12 protein-coding genes, 2 tRNA genes and 1 pseudogene are annotated in these 15,113 nt (G+C 69.6%); 9 read left to right on the top strand and 6 right to left on the bottom strand.

What is annotated here, in order from left to right:
* Positions 1-602 precede the first annotated feature (602 nt).
* Positions 603-1,256, top strand: a complete 654-nt coding sequence (locus tag V1634_RS29980; protein ID WP_331211085.1) for a DUF1345 domain-containing protein — start codon at positions 603-605, stop codon at positions 1,254-1,256.
* Positions 1,257-1,418: 162 nt separating this feature from the next.
* Complete coding sequence (locus V1634_RS29975; protein ID WP_331211084.1) at positions 1,419-2,429, top strand: mechanosensitive ion channel family protein; 1,011 nt, start codon at positions 1,419-1,421, stop codon at positions 2,427-2,429.
* 43 nt (positions 2,430-2,472) lie between these two features.
* Here the strand turns inward: V1634_RS29975 and V1634_RS35565 are convergent, their stop codons facing one another.
* Positions 2,473-2,799 carry a helix-turn-helix domain-containing protein gene (locus tag V1634_RS35565; RefSeq protein WP_407951873.1) on the bottom strand — a complete coding sequence of 109 codons (327 nt, stop codon included), beginning with the start codon at positions 2,797-2,799 and terminating at the stop codon, positions 2,473-2,475.
* A 348-nt stretch (positions 2,800-3,147) separates the two neighbouring features.
* Between V1634_RS35565 and V1634_RS29965 the strand changes: the two genes are divergently transcribed.
* Both V1634_RS29965 and V1634_RS29960 read left to right on the top strand, forming a co-directional pair.
* The gene (locus V1634_RS29965; RefSeq protein ID WP_331211083.1) at positions 3,148-3,432 is read left to right on the top strand and encodes a hypothetical protein; all 285 of its coding nucleotides are present in this window, start codon (positions 3,148-3,150) and stop codon (positions 3,430-3,432) included.
* Between the two features lie 128 nt (positions 3,433-3,560).
* On the top strand, positions 3,561-4,103 hold the full coding sequence (locus V1634_RS29960) for a YbhB/YbcL family Raf kinase inhibitor-like protein (RefSeq protein ID WP_331211082.1): 543 nt from the start codon (positions 3,561-3,563) through the stop codon (positions 4,101-4,103).
* Between the two features lie 63 nt (positions 4,104-4,166).
* Here V1634_RS29960 and V1634_RS29955 read toward each other — a convergent pair whose 3' ends face one another.
* Both V1634_RS29955 and V1634_RS29950 read right to left on the bottom strand, forming a co-directional pair.
* Positions 4,167-4,877, bottom strand: coding sequence for a class I SAM-dependent methyltransferase (locus V1634_RS29955; protein ID WP_101368967.1), 711 nt, complete (start codon positions 4,875-4,877; stop codon positions 4,167-4,169).
* A gap of 304 nt (positions 4,878-5,181) precedes the next feature.
* Entirely contained in the window at positions 5,182-5,961 is a 780-nt protein-coding gene (locus tag V1634_RS29950) for an IucA/IucC family C-terminal-domain containing protein (RefSeq protein ID WP_331211156.1), read from the bottom strand.
* Positions 5,962-6,312: 351 nt separating this feature from the next.
* Between V1634_RS29950 and V1634_RS29945 the strand changes: the two genes are divergently transcribed.
* Positions 6,313-7,839, top strand: coding sequence for a peptide deformylase (locus V1634_RS29945; RefSeq protein WP_407951872.1), 1,527 nt, complete (start codon positions 6,313-6,315; stop codon positions 7,837-7,839).
* 96 nt (positions 7,840-7,935) lie between these two features.
* Here the strand turns inward: V1634_RS29945 and V1634_RS29940 are convergent, their stop codons facing one another.
* A complete protein-coding gene (locus tag V1634_RS29940) occupies positions 7,936-9,051 on the bottom strand; it encodes a globin domain-containing protein (RefSeq protein ID WP_331211081.1) in 1,116 nt (371 codons plus the stop codon).
* A gap of 284 nt (positions 9,052-9,335) precedes the next feature.
* Between V1634_RS29940 and V1634_RS29935 the strand changes: the two genes are divergently transcribed.
* On the top strand, positions 9,336-10,160 hold the full coding sequence (locus V1634_RS29935; RefSeq protein ID WP_331211080.1) for a CPBP family intramembrane glutamic endopeptidase: 825 nt from the start codon (positions 9,336-9,338) through the stop codon (positions 10,158-10,160).
* 40 nt (positions 10,161-10,200) lie between these two features.
* Here the strand turns inward: V1634_RS29935 and V1634_RS29930 are convergent, their stop codons facing one another.
* Positions 10,201-11,577 (bottom strand): hypothetical protein, encoded by a 1,377-nt coding sequence (locus V1634_RS29930; protein WP_331211079.1) that lies wholly within the window; start codon positions 11,575-11,577, stop codon positions 10,201-10,203.
* 544 nt (positions 11,578-12,121) lie between these two features.
* On the opposite strand from V1634_RS29930, the gene V1634_RS29925 reads away from it, so the two are divergent.
* The 3 genes and pseudogenes from V1634_RS29925 to V1634_RS29915 form a co-directional block, all read left to right on the top strand.
* Positions 12,122-12,212: transfer RNA gene (locus tag V1634_RS29925), tRNA-Ser, on the top strand.
* Between the two features lie 34 nt (positions 12,213-12,246).
* Positions 12,247-12,319, top strand: a tRNA-Arg gene (locus tag V1634_RS29920).
* A 263-nt stretch (positions 12,320-12,582) separates the two neighbouring features.
* Positions 12,583-14,181: pseudogene (locus tag V1634_RS29915) on the top strand (tyrosine-type recombinase/integrase); the annotation flags it as partial.
* 24 nt (positions 14,182-14,205) lie between these two features.
* Here the strand turns inward: V1634_RS29915 and V1634_RS29910 are convergent.
* Positions 14,206-14,988 carry a transposase family protein gene (locus tag V1634_RS29910; RefSeq protein WP_331211154.1) on the bottom strand — a complete coding sequence of 261 codons (783 nt, stop codon included), beginning with the start codon at positions 14,986-14,988 and terminating at the stop codon, positions 14,206-14,208.
* Between the last annotated feature and the right edge of the window lie 125 nt (positions 14,989-15,113).

The raw sequence follows: 15,113 nt of genomic DNA, 5'->3' as shown, positions 1-15,113 counted from the left end.
CGGGATTATGTCTTGATGCCAGCGTCTCGCAGGGTGTGCGCCTGGTGCTGTGTGAAGTCGGCAACCCCTAGCAGCAGTGGAGACACCTGACTGACTTGGATGACTTGCTATTCCATCCGCAGAGTGGGCTATGCCTCGATTACAGCGTTTCGCAGGGGCTTCGACTTAATGACTGCTTGGGGAACAGTTATCAATGGTGGAGTCGTATCGTAGTTTAGGCCCCCCTAGTTCTTCCTCTGCCTAAGAGGGTGTCTGAGAAGGAGCCATCAGGGCCGCTGATGGTCGGTACGGCGTTGCTGGTGGGTGGTTGGTGCGCCTCGGGTAAGGCTGCGGGTCATGGCGTTGATGGCGGCCCAGCGGATCAGTGCTTCGGAGATGGGTGTTGATCGGGCGGCATTCCGTTGACGGTCAGTCGGATCATGTCCTGCTCGGTGAGGTCTCCGCGCTTGGTGGTTACGTCGGCGGCGGCGCACATCGCGAGGATGGTGGGGCGGCCAAGGCGAGGGCGCAAGCGGTGCCGGGAGTGCCGCGCTCCGACCGATCCGGGCGGAGCGCGGCATGGCTGGCCGACCTTCCTCCGACCGCCTGGAATCCTGAGCCCCATGGGTCAGGACAAAATGCGAACGCCGGACCGGATCCTCTCCGTACGGCGCCTGTCGATCTCGCTGGCCGCCGGCGCCGTCGTCGCCGCGGTCGTCGCGGTGTTCGGGTTCCCCGAACTGTTTCCGCTGGTCGGTTGGAACGTGGCCGCTACCGTCGTGTTGTTCTGGGTCTGGCGGATCAGTTGGCATCAGGGGCCGGAGGGCACTGAACGACTCGCCGAGGAGGAGAGCCGGTCACGCTCCACCGACGGCGCGGTGTTGATCGCCGCGGTGGCCAGCCTCGGCGCCGTGGCCTGGGCCCTCGTTCACTCGTCAAGCAATCAGGACGCGCTCGCGGTCACTCTGGTCATCGTGAGTGTGATCACGGCGATCCTGTCCTGGGGGTTGATGAACACCGTATTTGCCCTCAAGTACGCACGCATGTTCTACCTTGAGGATGGCGGGATCGACTTCAAACAGAGCGAGCTACCGGCCTACACCGACTTCGCCTACCTGGCGTTCACCGTCGGCATGTCTTTTGCGGTGTCGGAGAGCGAACCGGCCAGTACGCGGATCCGGAAGACTGCCCTCGGCCACGCACTGCTGTCCTACCTGTTCGGCACGGTCATCCTCGCCGTGGCCGTGAACCTGGTGACCGGCCTGGGCGGGTCCTGATCAGCCAGACTTCTCGCCGACCCGGCGGCACGGTCGGTCCACGGAAGGCGCGACCGTTGGCGATACGCGCCCCGTCGCCACCGCTCGGTGTCAAGCTGATGCGGTACCACGGAGTGAGGAGCCGCGAAGGATGGGGACCAGGACCGCAGCGGACGGGACCTCTTGCGCGCAGCGTTGATCGTCCTGACCGCGGTCGGCGCGGCCGTGGTGGTGGACCTGTTGACCGGCGTGCTGGTCCGCCGGTTCGCCCGTGGCCGCTACCGGTGGCTGCTGACCCCACTGCGCCAGGCCTGCCGCCGCCCGACCACGGTGGTGCTGCTGCTCGCGGCGGTGTACATCGCGCTGCCACCGGGTGGGAACGAGTGGGTCCGCGTGGTTCGCCATGTCATCCTGCTGCTGTTGATCGCTAGCGCCGGATGGTTGGTGGTCAAGGCGCTGCACGTCGCCGAGGGCGTCGCGTTTAGCCGGCTGCCGGGCGAAACGGTCGCCGACCGCAGAATCCGCCGTGCCCGTACCCAGATCCGCCCGGTACGCCGGCTGACGTCGGCTGTCGTCATAGTGGTGGCGGTCGGCCTGATCCTGGTCACCTTCCGGCCCGTACGCTCGTTCGGGCTCACCTTCCTGACCTCGGCAGGCGTGATCGGCGCGGTGATCGGCCTGTCCGCCCGGACCGCGCTCGGCAACGCCTTCGCCGGCATCCAGGTCGCCTTCGCGGACAGTCTGCATGTCGACGACGTGCTGGTGATAGACGGCGAATGGGGACGGGTCGAGGAGGTGAAGCTGACCAACGTGGTGATCCGGCTCTGGGACGACCGGATGCTCGTCCTGCCCACCACCTACTTCACCGAACACACCTTCCAGAACTGGACGCGGCACGAGACCCGGGTGGTCGGCGAGATCCGTATCCACGTGGATCACACCGCCGACCTGGACGACCTCCGGCAGGTGACCAGACGGCTCGTCGAGTCGTCGCCGCTGTGGGACCGGCACCAGTGGGTGTTGCAGATGGTCGACGCCACCCCGCAGACCGTGGTCATCCAGGTCCAGGCCTCCGCCGCAGACGGGCCGAGCGCCTGGGATCTCCGCTGCGACCTTCGCGAGGGCCTGATCCATTACCTGCGGAACACCCATCCGCAATGGCTGCCCCGCACCCGTGGCGAGTACCAGCCCTGACGCCGTCCACCGGCGACTGCGCTCGCTCGCCACGTCTAGAGGTTCAGAACCGCGCCGGCTTGGCCGAAACGGCGCAGAGCACCTCCGTGCTGACGTCGGTCGCGTCGACGAGGTGGGCGAGGGACGCGGCCTCGGTCTCGTCTCGGGCGGACTGTGCCGGGGTGAGGCAGGCGGCCAGCGCGCCGCCGACACCGAGCACCTGGTCGAGGTGCTGCGCGACGTGGATCGTCGGCAACTTGCGGCCGGTCTCCAGTTCGTGAAGGTGGCTCTTCGACCGGTGGGCGAGCTGGGCGAGGGCACGGACCGAGAGTCCTCGCTCCTGTCGTAGTCGGCGGAGAAGCGGGGCGAGGTACGGGTCGACGTCGTACATGGGAACCGTCCCAGGTTAGAGCTGGGTGGGTGGTCCGGGCCCTAACCCCGGAGCACCACTTCGGACGGTACACAACCTCGGCGTACGGCACCTCCTCGTCGAGGGGCGCTCGAGGAGGACCTCCGATGTCTCCGTTTTCTGCCGCTGTGGATCTGTCCGTGTGGGGCCTGGTCCGCCACCTGGGAGATGTTCCACACTCTGTTGACGACTACGCGGGGCGTACCCCTACGCTCTACGCGTAGTAATCGCGCGGTGATTCTTCGTGCACATCTTCCACGAAAATCGGCGGTACGGGGCCGCTGGCGACAGTCAAGCCCGAGTGGGCGTACGGAGCGAAGCGAGGGCGCCATGGAGCTGCGGCTCACCCCGGTGCAGGTGCGGAACCGACTGATCCTGGTGGCCCGGCGGATCGTCGCCGACCACGCCTCGGACGCCGAGGGAATCTGCCGGATCTGCGGTGTCCTGCACTGCGAGGCGCTGGCGGCGGCACGCGGCTATCTGGCCCGGGTCGAGGAGCCGCGCCGCCCGATGGTGGTGGAGATCCACCGCCGCGCGGCAGTACCGCCGCCCGGGGTCACCGCCACCGCGCTGCGGATCGCCGCCGACGCGGTGCCGCAGGACACCGAGCCGTAGCGGCGGCACGGCGGCCGGCGTACCGGTCCCGGTGAGGTCCGCGCGGGTGGTTACCCGTCGAACGGGTAGAAAGGGCACGGTGCCGGTTGCCCGGCCCGAGCCACCCGCTGTGCGGAAAGGACATCGCGATGACTCTCGACCGACCCGTTCCACCCGACCCGTACGAGATGTTGCCGAGCGTTCCGGCATTCACGTTGACCAGTAACGACGTCCAGAACGGCGAGCCGATGGCGGCCGAGTTCGTCCACCCGAGCGTCGGCGGCGGGAACCTCTCGCCGCAGCTCGCCTGGACGGGCTTCCCCGCCGAGACCAGGAGCTTCGCCGTCACCTGCTACGACCCCGACGCGCCCACCGGCAGCGGATTCTGGCACTGGGTGCTGGTCAACGTGCCGGCCGAGGTGACCGAGCTGCCCAGGGGGGCCGGGCAGGAGTCGTCGGCCGGGGTCCAGGGCGCGTTCAGCGTGCGCAACGACTACGGCGAGCAGACGTACGGCGGTTCCGCGCCGCCGGCCGAAGACCGCCCGCACCGGTACGTCTTCGCCGTGCACGCGCTCGACGTGGAGAAGCTCGACCTCACCCCGGAGGCGAGTCCGGCGTACGTCGGGTTCAACCTGACCTTCCACACCCTGGCTCGGGCGGTGATCCGGCCGACGTACCAGGTCAAGGGCTGAGGCTGGCGGCGGGGCCGGCATCCGGCGAGACGAGCCGATGCCGGCCCGTGGCCCGCGGTGGCTTCAGGCGGGCACTCGGGCGACCGCGAAGACCGACTGGCCGAACGGCGGCCGGACCACCCGCTCGGCGGCCTTGGTCACCGGCAGTACGAGGCTGTCGTACACCTTGACCATCGGCCCTTCCTTGGGCATCAGCCGGAAGACGCTGGTCGCCATGTAGTAGCCGATCAGGCCCAGCGCGTTGGCGTAGTGCAGCGTCTCGACCTCCAGGCCGGCCTCTTCGAGCGCGGCCCGCATGGTCTTCTTGGTGTAGCGCCGGACGTGCCCGGTGGCGATGTCGGCCGGGCTCATCGCGAACTGGAAGGCCGGCACGATCAGCACGATCGCCCCGCCGGGCCGGACCAGGTTGCGCATGCTCCGCAGCGCACCGACGTGGTCCTCGATGTGCTCCAGCACGTTGTAGGAGACGGCCGCGCTGTAGTCACCCTGCTCGGTGTTGGGCAGCAGCATCTGCCGCACCTCGATGGTCGGTTCGCTGGCGAGACGCTCCTTCAGCGCGACCAGCCGGTCCGGGTCAGCCTCGGTCGCGGTGAACCGCTCCAGGAACGGTGCCCACTCGATGGCGTAGTCGCCCAGGCCGCTGCCGATCTCGATCGGGTTGTTGCCCAGGTAGGGCAGCGCCAGCTCGACGAACCAGCGTCGGTGGTTGACGGCGGTGGCGAGGCCTTCGAGCACCTCTTCCTGAATACGTTGATCTCCAGTTATTTCTGCCATGCGTAGATCCCTCACGCTCTGACTCGACCTGCACTGGACCGACAGAGTGAACCATCTACGACGACCGTAGGGAAATTGGGGCACTCGTGCGAGCCGAACTCGTGACTTCAGGCATCGGTTGTGACCAGTTCGGGGGCGTTTTCGTTCCAGACCACCCGAACATAGCCCCAGGACGTTCGTCCGGCGTGACGCGGGGATAACGGTCCAGTGTCGATCTCCCGATCGGCCGCCACGCTCCGGGATCCTCCGGTGACGGCTCGGCTCGTCGGGGCGGTGGAGCCGGGTCGGAGCGCTGACGGCGGGCTCAGGGGGTACGGATGCAGCAGCCGGCGCAGACCTTGGGCTGTGGCAGGGTGAAGGCCAGGCAGCAGGTCTTGCGCTGCACGGTCAGCTCGCCGGTCGGACCAGGCACCAGCTCGACCAGGTCCGCCACGCCCAGGGTCTCCAGCAGCGTCCCGATCGTCTCGGCCGAGCCGCCGGGCAGCGCGTCGGCGGCCCGGAGCACGCCGTGCGCCACGCCCGAGGCGACCGAACCGAGCAGCGTCCGGGCGCCGACCCGGACCTGCTGGTGCAGCGAGTCGAGCATCGGGGTCAGGTGGGCGTCGAGCAGGGACGCGCGCAGCGCGGCGAGCAGTTCGGCCTCGCCCAGCACCACGCGTACCTCGGGCAGGCCGTGCAGGGCCAGCGGGTCCGAGGGGAGCACCGCGATCTCGGTGCTGCGGCGCATGCCTAGCGTGAGCAGCGGCCGATGGTCCTCGAACCGGACCAGCACGTCGGCGGGGCGCAGCAGCGGCACCCGGCGTGCGGAGGCCCAGCCGAGCACCACGGGCAGCAGCAGCCAGTAGGTGTAGGACTTCCAGGCCAGTGCGGCGGCGGCGTGCGAGGTGGCACCCCAGCGCTGCCGGGTGACGGCCAACAGCTCGGGCAGCCGGGTGCCGTCCACCAGCTCGGTCGCCGAGGACCAGCCGGTCTCGTCGGAGACCAGCAGGCCGGTCGCGAGGCCGGGCAGTTCGTCGGTGCCGAAGGCGGCCCGCAGGGTCGCGCTGACCGGAGCCAGCGGCGCGGCGGCGCGGTCGCCGATCAGGATGGTCACGCTGGGTCGCCGTCTCGGGGCGTTCCGGTCGACGGGCAGGCGCCCGGCACGACGGCCGCAACCGGACTGGTCTGCCTCGGGAACACCTGGATCAACCCCCCATGTCTGACACCGACCGTCACCATAGCCTACTAAGGCAAGGCTAACCAGAGTAGGGGGCTCGCGCATCCCGACCCGCGATGTTCGCCCTCGACACGTCGAAGATCTGACCGGTACGCCAGGAGCGGGCGGTGGAGGATCATCCACGGAGACCGGAATGTCAAGCCATTGTCGTTAACGCGCCAGTTCTGTCAGACTGGCCGGCTCGGCCAGCAAACTGAGATTCCCGGCCAGAGGAACCTGATGACCACGCCAATCGAGCGGGCTGCCGACTCGTTCGCGGCCGAGCTTTCCCGTCGGCGGGTCGAGCGGGGCATGACCAAGAAACAGCTCGCGGCCCGGATGGGGTTCGACCCTTCCTACGTCAGCCATGTCGAGGGTCGGCGACACCGGCCGACCGAGGACTTCGCCCGGCGCGCGGAGGCGGTACTCGGCGCCGCCGGAGCGATCTGGCAGCGCTTCCAGGAGTACGACGAGCTGCGGCAGGCCCGCTCCAGTGCGGTAGCGCACCGCGACCCGCCCGTACCCGAGCAGTGGATGCCGCCCGGCACCGGCCTGATCGTGGAGCAGGAGACCGCGACGCTCGCCTACCACGAGGGTGCGTACCGCTGTGTGATCCGGCGGGCGCTCTACAACGCCGGTACGGAGCCGGTCACCCGCTACCTGGTGCGGATAGCCGTGGACCGCTATCCCAACGACCCGGCCCGGTCCAACCGGCACCACCGGGAGAACCCGCTGACCTTCGCCGAGCTGGACCTCCAGGCGTTCTGCGACGACCAGGGCAGCCGCGAGCCGATGGAGTGGCGCAAGAAGCACGACCGGGACGCGTTCAAGGAGGTGTGGCTGCTCTTCGAGAACGGCGACGGCCGGTTTCCGCTGTACCCGGGCGAGCGGGTCACCACCGAATACTCCTACCGGGTCAACCAGGACAAGTGGGGGCAGTGGTTCCAGCGGGCGGTACGGCTGCCCACCCGCCGGCTCGCGCTCCGGCTCGACCTGCCGCTCGACCTCGATCCGCAGGTCTGGGGCGTGGAGACGTCGCTCTCGGCCGAGGAGGGGCCGCTGCGTACGCCACTGGTCCGGCACGACGAGGGCGGCCGGGCGCTCTTCGAGTGGTCGACCGACGACCCGCCGCTGAACGCCCGCTACCGCCTGGAGTGGCGCTACCGGGCCCAGCCGGCCACCCCCGCGACCGCGCCCGCCGAATCGGCGGAGGGCCGGGCCAGCGACCGGATGCGGGCCGCCGGCATCGTGCAGCTCGGCGCGGACCTGCTCCGCCAGCCGGCCCGGCACTTCGACCTGCCCCGGGACGACGCCAACGCCCGGGACGTGGTGGCCCGGCTCCGGGCCGCCCTGGAACGCCTCGACGAGCTGCACCCGTTCAGCAAGGGGGTCGGGCTCGCCGCACCGCAGATCGGGCTGCCCTGGGCCGCCGCCGTGGTACGCCCACCGGACCGGGACGCCGAACCGGTCGTACTGCTCAACCCCCGGGTGGTCGACGCCGCGCTGGATACCGACGAGCAGTACGAGGGCTGCCTCTCCCTCTTCGACCTCCGTGGCCTGGTGGCCCGGCCGCTGCGGCTCGACGTCGAGCACGCGCGCTGGGACGGCGGGCGCATGATCACATCGTTCGAACTCGCCATGGCCCGCCTGGTCGCGCACGAGATCGACCACCTGGAGGGTCGGCTCTACGTCGACCGGATGGACCCGGAGGTCCCGCTGGTGCCGATCGAGGAATACCGGGACACCGGCAACCCCTGGCGCTACTGACCCGCCCGGCGGCAGCCCCCGAAACGGGAGCCGGGTCTCCGTGCCCTACGGAGAGGAGGGCACGGAGACCCGGCTTTGGGGGGAGAGGGAGGGTGTCTAGAGGTCGCCGAAGGCGTCGTACCGGATGTTCTCCGGGGGCACGTCGTCGGCGGCGAGCGCGCGGAGCGCGGACCGGACCAGGGAGGCCGATCCGGAGACGTAGCAGTCGTGGGTGGTCCACGGGCCGTACCGGGCGAAGACCTCGGCGATCTCGCCCCGTTCACCGGAGAAGCCGGGATCCGCGCTGCACGTCGGGATGACGGACAGCCAGGGGTGGGCGGCGGCGAGTTCGTGCAGCTCGGTCAGCCCGTACAACTCGTCACGGCTGGTCGCGCCGACGAAGACGTGCATCCAGCGGGTGCGGTTGTAGCCGGCCAGTTCCTCGGCGAGCGCCTTGATCGGGGCGAGACCGACACCGCCGGCCACGCAGAGCACGTCCCGGGTGGAGGACCGGTCCAGCGTCATCCCGCCCATCGGGGCGGCCACCCGCAGCAGGTCACCGACCTTGACCCGGCGTACCAGGGCGCTGGAGACCCAGCCGGCACCGACCGCCCGGACGTGGAAGTCGAGCGTGTTGTCCGGGCGCGGGGCGTTGGCGATCGAGTACGTCCGCCACAGGCGGGGCTGGTATCGGGGCACCTCGATGCTGACGTACTGCCCGGCCCGGTAGGGCAGCGGGTGCTGGAGCGCCCGACAGCTGAGTACGGCGACGTCGCTGCCCCGGCGTTCGTGGCCGATCACCTCCGCGTGCCAGAACGGCGGGTTCGGGTCGTCGGCCGCGCCGGCCTGCATGCGCTCGGCGATCACCCGGTAGGCGTCCCGCCACGCCTGGTCGTACTCGACGGTCCACTGCTCACCGGCGACCTCGGCCAGCGCGGCCAGCAGCGCGGTGCCCATGGTGTCGTAGTGCGCCGGCCGGACGTGGAATTTGCGGTGGTCACGACCGAGCGACCGGAGATAGTCGTCGAAGTTCTCCGGATCGTCGATGGTCTGGACGGCGGTCACGATCGCCTCCAGCAGGCGGTCCCGCTGGCCGCTCATCTGCACCGGAAACAACGTGCGCAGGGCGGGATCGGACAGGAACATCCGGGCGTAGAAGTACTCCCCGATCTTGTCCCGCCGGTCTTCGACGAGGGTCCAGCTCTCCTTCAACAGCTGCGCGAGGTTGTCCATGACACCTTCTCGGTCGGGGCCACTGCGCGAATAAGAATGAATACCGTGAGTCAGTGCCGGTCGCACAGAGTGTGCGATTGACGCTCGATCGGTCGTTGTCGGAGAACCGACTCCGATCGGGACCGGAATGGCTGCGAGCCGGCCGGAAATGTGGTTCGGCTCGGACCCGGCCGGACCCGGCCAGGCGGGACGGGCGGGACCAGACCAGACCGGGTCCGAAACGGCGGTGCCGGGACACCGGTCGGACGCTCCCGGCGGGCGGTCGGATCGGGCACAGTTGTCGGGTGACGGTTGATCTCGCCCGCCCGCTCTCCCGCCGGGTGCTCGGCACCGAGGTGCTCCTGGTCCTCGGGCTGTCCCTGGGACAGTCCGCGGTCTACTCGGCGGTGACGATCGTCGCCCGGCTCACCGCCGACCGGCCGCTCTCCCAGCAGACCGCCACGCTGAACGCCTCGCAGTCGGCGCGGCCCTGGCTCGACCTCACGTACCAGCTCCTCGGGATCTCCTTCGCCCTCGTGCCGGTGCTGCTCGCCGTACACCTGTTGGACCGGGACCGGATCCTGGACCGCGACGGGCTGCTCGCCCCGGACGCCGTGCCCGAGCAGCGCCGGGGCGGTGCCCGGGAGGTACTCGGCCTGGACGCCCGCCGGCCCGGCCCGGACCTGGCCTGGGGCGCGGCGCTGGCCGCCGCGATCGGCCTGCCCGGGCTCGGCCTCTTCTGGATCGCCGCGCACCTCGGAGTCAACGCCAGTGTCGTCCCGGCGAGCCTGCCGGACCTGTGGTGGGCGGTCCCGGTGCTCGTCCTCTCGGCCGCGCAGAACGCGATCCTCGAAGAGGTCGTCGTGGTCGGCTACCTGATGACCCGACTTCGGGAGCTGGGGTGGCGGATCGGTGCCGTTGTCGCCGCCAGCGCGCTGCTGCGCGGCTCCTACCACCTCTACCAGGGCTTCGGCGCGTTCGTCGGCAACGCGGTCATGGGAGTGGTGTTCGCGCTCTTCTTCCTGCGCACCAAGCGGGTGCTGCCGCTGGTGGTGGCGCACACCCTGCTGGACGTGGCCGCCTTCGTCGGCTACGCGCTGCTGCCCAAGGAGTGGTTCGACTGGCTGTAGGCGCCCGCTTCGTCCCCGACGGTCACCGCCGGACGTCCGGTCAGATCCGGCGACCCGCTCCCGAGCGGTAGTACCCGACGGCTCGGGCGGCGAGCCGTTCGGTGTCGGCGGAACCCTGCAACGCGGCGGCCAACGTCATCGCCCCGGGCAGTCGCCGTACGGCCAGCCGCAGCGCAAGCCAGTTCGCGGTCCGGGCGACGATCGGCGCACCCAGCCGCCAGCCCGCCTCGACCAGCCGGCCCACCTCCGCGTCGACATCCTCGTCCGAGGCGTCGTCCGTTGCGGGCCTGGCGTCGTCCCTCGCGGGCCTGGCGTCGTCCGTTGCGGGTGGGGCGTCGTCCGTCGGCGCAGCCGGGCCGGGGTCCTGCCGGCGTCCGGCGATCGCCGCCTCGGCGGCCGCCAGCGCGGCCCGGGCACTGGCCACGTCCGGGTGGACCCGGGTCAGCACCAGCACGTCGGCCGCCCGCTCCGACCCGGTCGGATCATGGTCGTAGGCGGCGGCCAGGTGCAGTACCAGGCCGGCCTGCGCCCAGGAGACGGCGGCCAGCTCGGCGAGCGGGGCGAGTACCCCGGTCGCCGTGGAGAGAGCGGCACCGGTGGCGGCGAGCCGGACGTACCGCCGGGTGGCCAGCCGGACCAGGCCGTCGGCGGTGGCACCCGGGTAGGTGGCCCGGACCCAGGCCGCCCAGGCGCGGGCCTCCGGACCCAGTCCGCGTACGGCGGCCAGGGCGAGCAGCTCGGGTGCGTACCCGGGGTGGTCGAGAATCAGCCGGACCGTCGAGGGGCGCGCCTCCCGGCCAGAGGTACGCCCCGAAGCCACCCGGTCGGCCGGGACGGTGTCGTCGGGCGCACCGACCGGGTGTGACGTGCCGATGCCGGTGGGTTCTGCGGGCGTACCGGTTGCCACGGGAGTCGTGATCCTGTTCACGGAAGGGTCGACCGCGTCGGTGGCGGGCTCGGACGACGGCGTTCCGACGCCCTTCTCGGCGGTGGTCTTCCTCGCCGTACCGGCCTTCCTGGCCGTGGCCTTCGTCACGCCGCCGACCTTTTCCACCGGTTCCTTGCTCGCGGCGGCGGCCTTCTTGGCGGTGCCGGCCTTCTTGGTGCCGGCCTTCTTGGCGGTGCCGGCCTTCTTCGCCGTGCCGATCTTCTGTGCAGTGGCCTTGGTCCCGGCCGTCTTCTTGCCGGCGGCCCTGGACGCGGCGGGCGCCGTCGTGGTGCCGCCCTGCGACCCGGCGTCGGCCGTGGTCTGCCCGTCCGCCGTGGTCTCCCCGTCGACGGTGTCCCTGTCGGCGGCGGCAGGCTTGGCTGCTGGGGCGGCCGTTGCGTCCGTGGTCGCCGCGCCGGATCCAGTCGCCGCGCCGGATCCCTCAGCCGGAGTCGTGCCGGTGGGCTGCGGGTGGGTCGGCGGTGGCACCGTGGCTGGCGGAACCCGGACGGCCCGTCGTGCGGCCGAGGGCGGTGTGGCGGGACCCGGCTGCGCGGGTGTTCCCGACGTCTGCGCGGGGCTCGCTGGCGCCTGGGCGGGCGTTCCCGACGGTTGGGCGGGTCGAGCGGGCGGTCGCCCCGACGTCGGTGGCTCGAGTTCGGGAGGCGGCTGGAAGAGCACCGTCGGAGGCGTCTTGCGGGCACGGGGGCGGGGCGGCGTCGGGGGCCGGTCGGCCGTCTCCGAGGCCGTCTCCGGGTCCGGAGCGGGGGTGAAGGTGGCCTTGGCCGGGCCGGAGCGGCGCGTGGACCTCGGCTCCGGGCGGCGTCGTGGCGGCTCGGTGGGCGGCTGCTCCTCCATATCACGTGAGCCTAGTCTCGGTGGCGGATCGGCACCGAACAGGAATCGGCGAGGGTCGTAACGTTCAACCTGGCGGGGCGGGCCGACCCGGGCCGGGCGTACCCTCGGGAAGTCGTTTTGCTCCGCCGGGTGGCCTCCCTGTATCCTCGACCGACGTGGTCTGGTGAGACCACGGGGAGACTTCGCCTAGTCTGGTCTATGGCGCCGCACTGCTAATGCGGTTGGGGTCTTAAAGCCCCTCCCGGGTTCGAATCCCGGAGTCTCCGCGCTGAGGTTGGTGTGTAGACTGACCCGGCACCTGCGCCCGTAGCTCAACGGATAGAGCATCTGACTACGGATCAGAAGGTTAGGGGTTCGAATCCCTTCGGGCGCGCAAGTTTGACCAGGGCATATAGCCAGATGGCTATATGCCCTGGAGTCGTGTGAGTCACGTGTGGGTCAGGGCTGGGACACACGATTTCAAGCCCCCCAAAGGCTCTGAGCTGCTGACTGGTAACCCCGCGCGGCGGGTTCACCAGATGATCACAGTCTGGATGTCCGGCTACGGTGGGTTGTTGGACGGGCTGTAGATGCTTCGAAGCAGTACGGCGTACTCTGTGTGCGACTCGTGATCTTGATTTTCTCGTTGACGGGGGCATGCCCCATGAGAGTGAGCATTTTTTCAATCTGACCGACGAGCAGCGGCAGCACGCTCCGCAGTTGCCACCCGCACTCCGTCGGGCCGGATGGCCAGAGGCGAGCATCCTTCGAGCGATCGTCGCGGCCACTCTGCGTACCGACCGTAGCGGGTGCGCTTGGCGGCGACTGCCAAGCAACCGCTCACCGCAGGATGCCGCTCACCGGTACCCCGTGCCTCGGGCAGTTGGACCGGTCGCACGCCCCATCGTCGATGCGCTGCGGGAACAAGGCCGCAACGCTCAACAGCGCAACACCCGCCCGTCGACGGACCTCCTCGATCGTCGCGTCGGAACCATCGATGCCGCAGGGTGTGATGGTCGCGTCTATGGCACCGAGGGGAGGCCCAGCGGCCGCCTCCCGAGCAAGGTCACCTACACGTTGGGCGCATCCGACGGGCCTGGAAAAATGATTCGTCGATGTGGCTGCCGCAGCGCCGATACACGTAAGCAGCTCGGTTCTCGGTGTCCCAGACTGGCTAACGCTAGTCACGGCCGGTGGTACTTCTCCCTGCAATTGCCATCTCCCGCTGGTGGTCGTGTGCGAATACGGCGAGGTGGGTTCGCCACGCTTGCCGAAGCAGAGCGGGCTTGCTGGGAGTTGGCCCGGGTGCCGGGTAAAAGGGCGTTGGCGCGGATGTGGACGGTGCGGCGATGGCTGGAGTTCTGGCTATCGGAGATGGAGGGCCGGCTGAGGCCCTCAGCAATGGTCAACTACCGCAGCAGCGTGAGGACCTACTTGATCCCACATCTGGGGCATCACCGGCTGAGCAAGCTGCGTGTGCGGGATGTCCAGCGGGCGATGGATGTGATTTCCCATACGGTGGTTCGTGGCGGACGGCTGATTTCGCCGGGGAGCGTGAGCCGACACCGCGCAGTGCTTCGAAGCGCGCTGTCGGAGGCATGGCGGCAGGGAATGGTAGGTCACAACCCTGCCCGGAATCTGCGGCTGCCTAACGGCGCGCGGCCGCATGTTGTGGTCTGGGATGACGAGCAGGAAGCGGCGTGGCGCGCAACCGGCGTCCGTCCGCGGGTTGCGGTGTGGGACCTGCATCACTTGGCGAGGTTTCTTGAAGCGGTACGTGATGACCCGCTGTTCGTGCTGTGGTGGCTGGTCGCGTTGCGGGGACCACGCCGGGGCGAGATGGCGGGACTGCGCTGGGAGGACATCAACCTGGCTGCGGGTGAACTGCGGATCCGCGAACAGATTATCGTCCTCGGCGGGCAAGAGCATCTCGGGCCGCCGAAGTCGATTGCCGGAGTGCGAACGCTGGCGCTCGACGAGGCAACGGTGAGGCTGTTGTGGGAGTTGTGGCACGGGCAGCGACGTCGGCGCTGCGGCGTGGATCCGAAGGGACGCGTTTTCACCCACGCGAATGGCCGCGCGGTGCAGCCGGACTGGCTGACCCGTCGGTTTGCGAAGCTAGTGAAGCAGATGGACTTGCCGCCAGTGCGGCTGCATGACCTGCGGCACGCCGCTGCGGCTGTGGCCTCTGCGGCCGGAGTAGATTTGAAAATCATCCAGCACGACATGGGCCACGCGAGCCCGGTCACCACTGCGGCCATCTACATCTATGAGCCATTTTCATCCTGCGTAGCGGTCGGCTTCGACGTGGTGCAGGACGAGGATGGCCTGCACGATCGCGGTCGCTCGACGTGGGCAGCAGCGCAGCTTGGCAAGGATTCTCCAGGTCTTGAGCGTGGCGATGGCGCGTTCGCCGCGGGCACGGATCTTCGCGTGCGCCCGGTTCACTGCCTTCTGCCGGCGTGACAGCTTTGGTCGGAATCGGCTCCGTTTGAACGGCGTCCGCACGCTGCCGCAGGCACCCTGGTAGCCCTTGTCGGCAAAGGTCATCACGCTTGCCCTGGTCAGGGCATCGACGATGCCGTGGGTGCGGGCTGCGGTCAGGTCGTGTGCCGAGCCTGGCAAAGCCGGTGACGCCCACACCAGCCGACCGGCGGCATCCGCGATGACCTGCACGTTGACGCCATGCCGCTTGTGCTTTCCGGAGTAGTACGGCTTCTGCTCGGCGACCCGGTCGATCGGGATCAGCGTGCCGTCCAGGATCGCGTAGGCCAGGCTTCGGACCCGCTGCATGGTCGTGGCCAGGTCCTCGGCAGCGGCGGCGAGTAGGGCGATCGCTTCCTGTACGTACCGCCACGCGGTGGCCACGCCGACCTCGAACCCGGCGGCCAGTCGGGTATAGGTGTCGCCGTTGCGCAGGTGGGCCAGCGCGAGCAGTGCCTGCCGTCCCGGCGCGAGGCGCCTCCACCGGGAGCGGCGCTGGTTCCGGCGCTGGCGGACGAGTTCGGCGAGGTGATTCAGGGTGCGGCTGGACAGCGAGATCGTCGAGGGGTAAGACAGCACAGGCGAGGCTCCCGGTCGGGGCATCGGATCTTGGTCGACTGCTGTCTTACCTGGAGCCTCGCCCTCATCGATGCCGGGCCGCCTGCACCCGCCCTGAGCTGCAAAGATCAGCTTGGAAAGGGCTC

Origin of the sequence: Plantactinospora veratri, from assembly GCF_036421995.1 — a bacterium.
GTDB lineage: Bacteria > Actinomycetota > Actinomycetes > Mycobacteriales > Micromonosporaceae > Plantactinospora > Plantactinospora veratri.
Note: the sequence above shows the minus strand (reverse complement) of the source record. Positions and strands in the feature narration are given on the sequence as shown.

What these genes read in the sequence shown, in the direction of transcription:
- V1634_RS29955 (WP_101368967.1), bottom strand. Translation starts at nt 4,877, where the DNA reads ATGGCAGAAATAACTGGAGATCAACGTATTCAGGAAGAGGTGCTCGAA.
- V1634_RS29940 (WP_331211081.1), bottom strand. Translation starts at nt 9,051, where the DNA reads ATGGACAACCTCGCGCAGCTGTTGAAGGAGAGCTGGACCCTCGTCGAA.
- V1634_RS29945 (WP_407951872.1), top strand. Translation starts at nt 6,313, where the DNA reads ATGACCACGCCAATCGAGCGGGCTGCCGACTCGTTCGCGGCCGAGCTT.
- V1634_RS29980 (WP_331211085.1), top strand. Translation starts at nt 603, where the DNA reads ATGGGTCAGGACAAAATGCGAACGCCGGACCGGATCCTCTCCGTACGG.
- V1634_RS29965 (WP_331211083.1), top strand. Translation starts at nt 3,148, where the DNA reads ATGGAGCTGCGGCTCACCCCGGTGCAGGTGCGGAACCGACTGATCCTG.
- V1634_RS35565 (WP_407951873.1), bottom strand. Translation starts at nt 2,799, where the DNA reads ATGTACGACGTCGACCCGTACCTCGCCCCGCTTCTCCGCCGACTACGA.
- V1634_RS29960 (WP_331211082.1), top strand. Translation starts at nt 3,561, where the DNA reads ATGACTCTCGACCGACCCGTTCCACCCGACCCGTACGAGATGTTGCCG.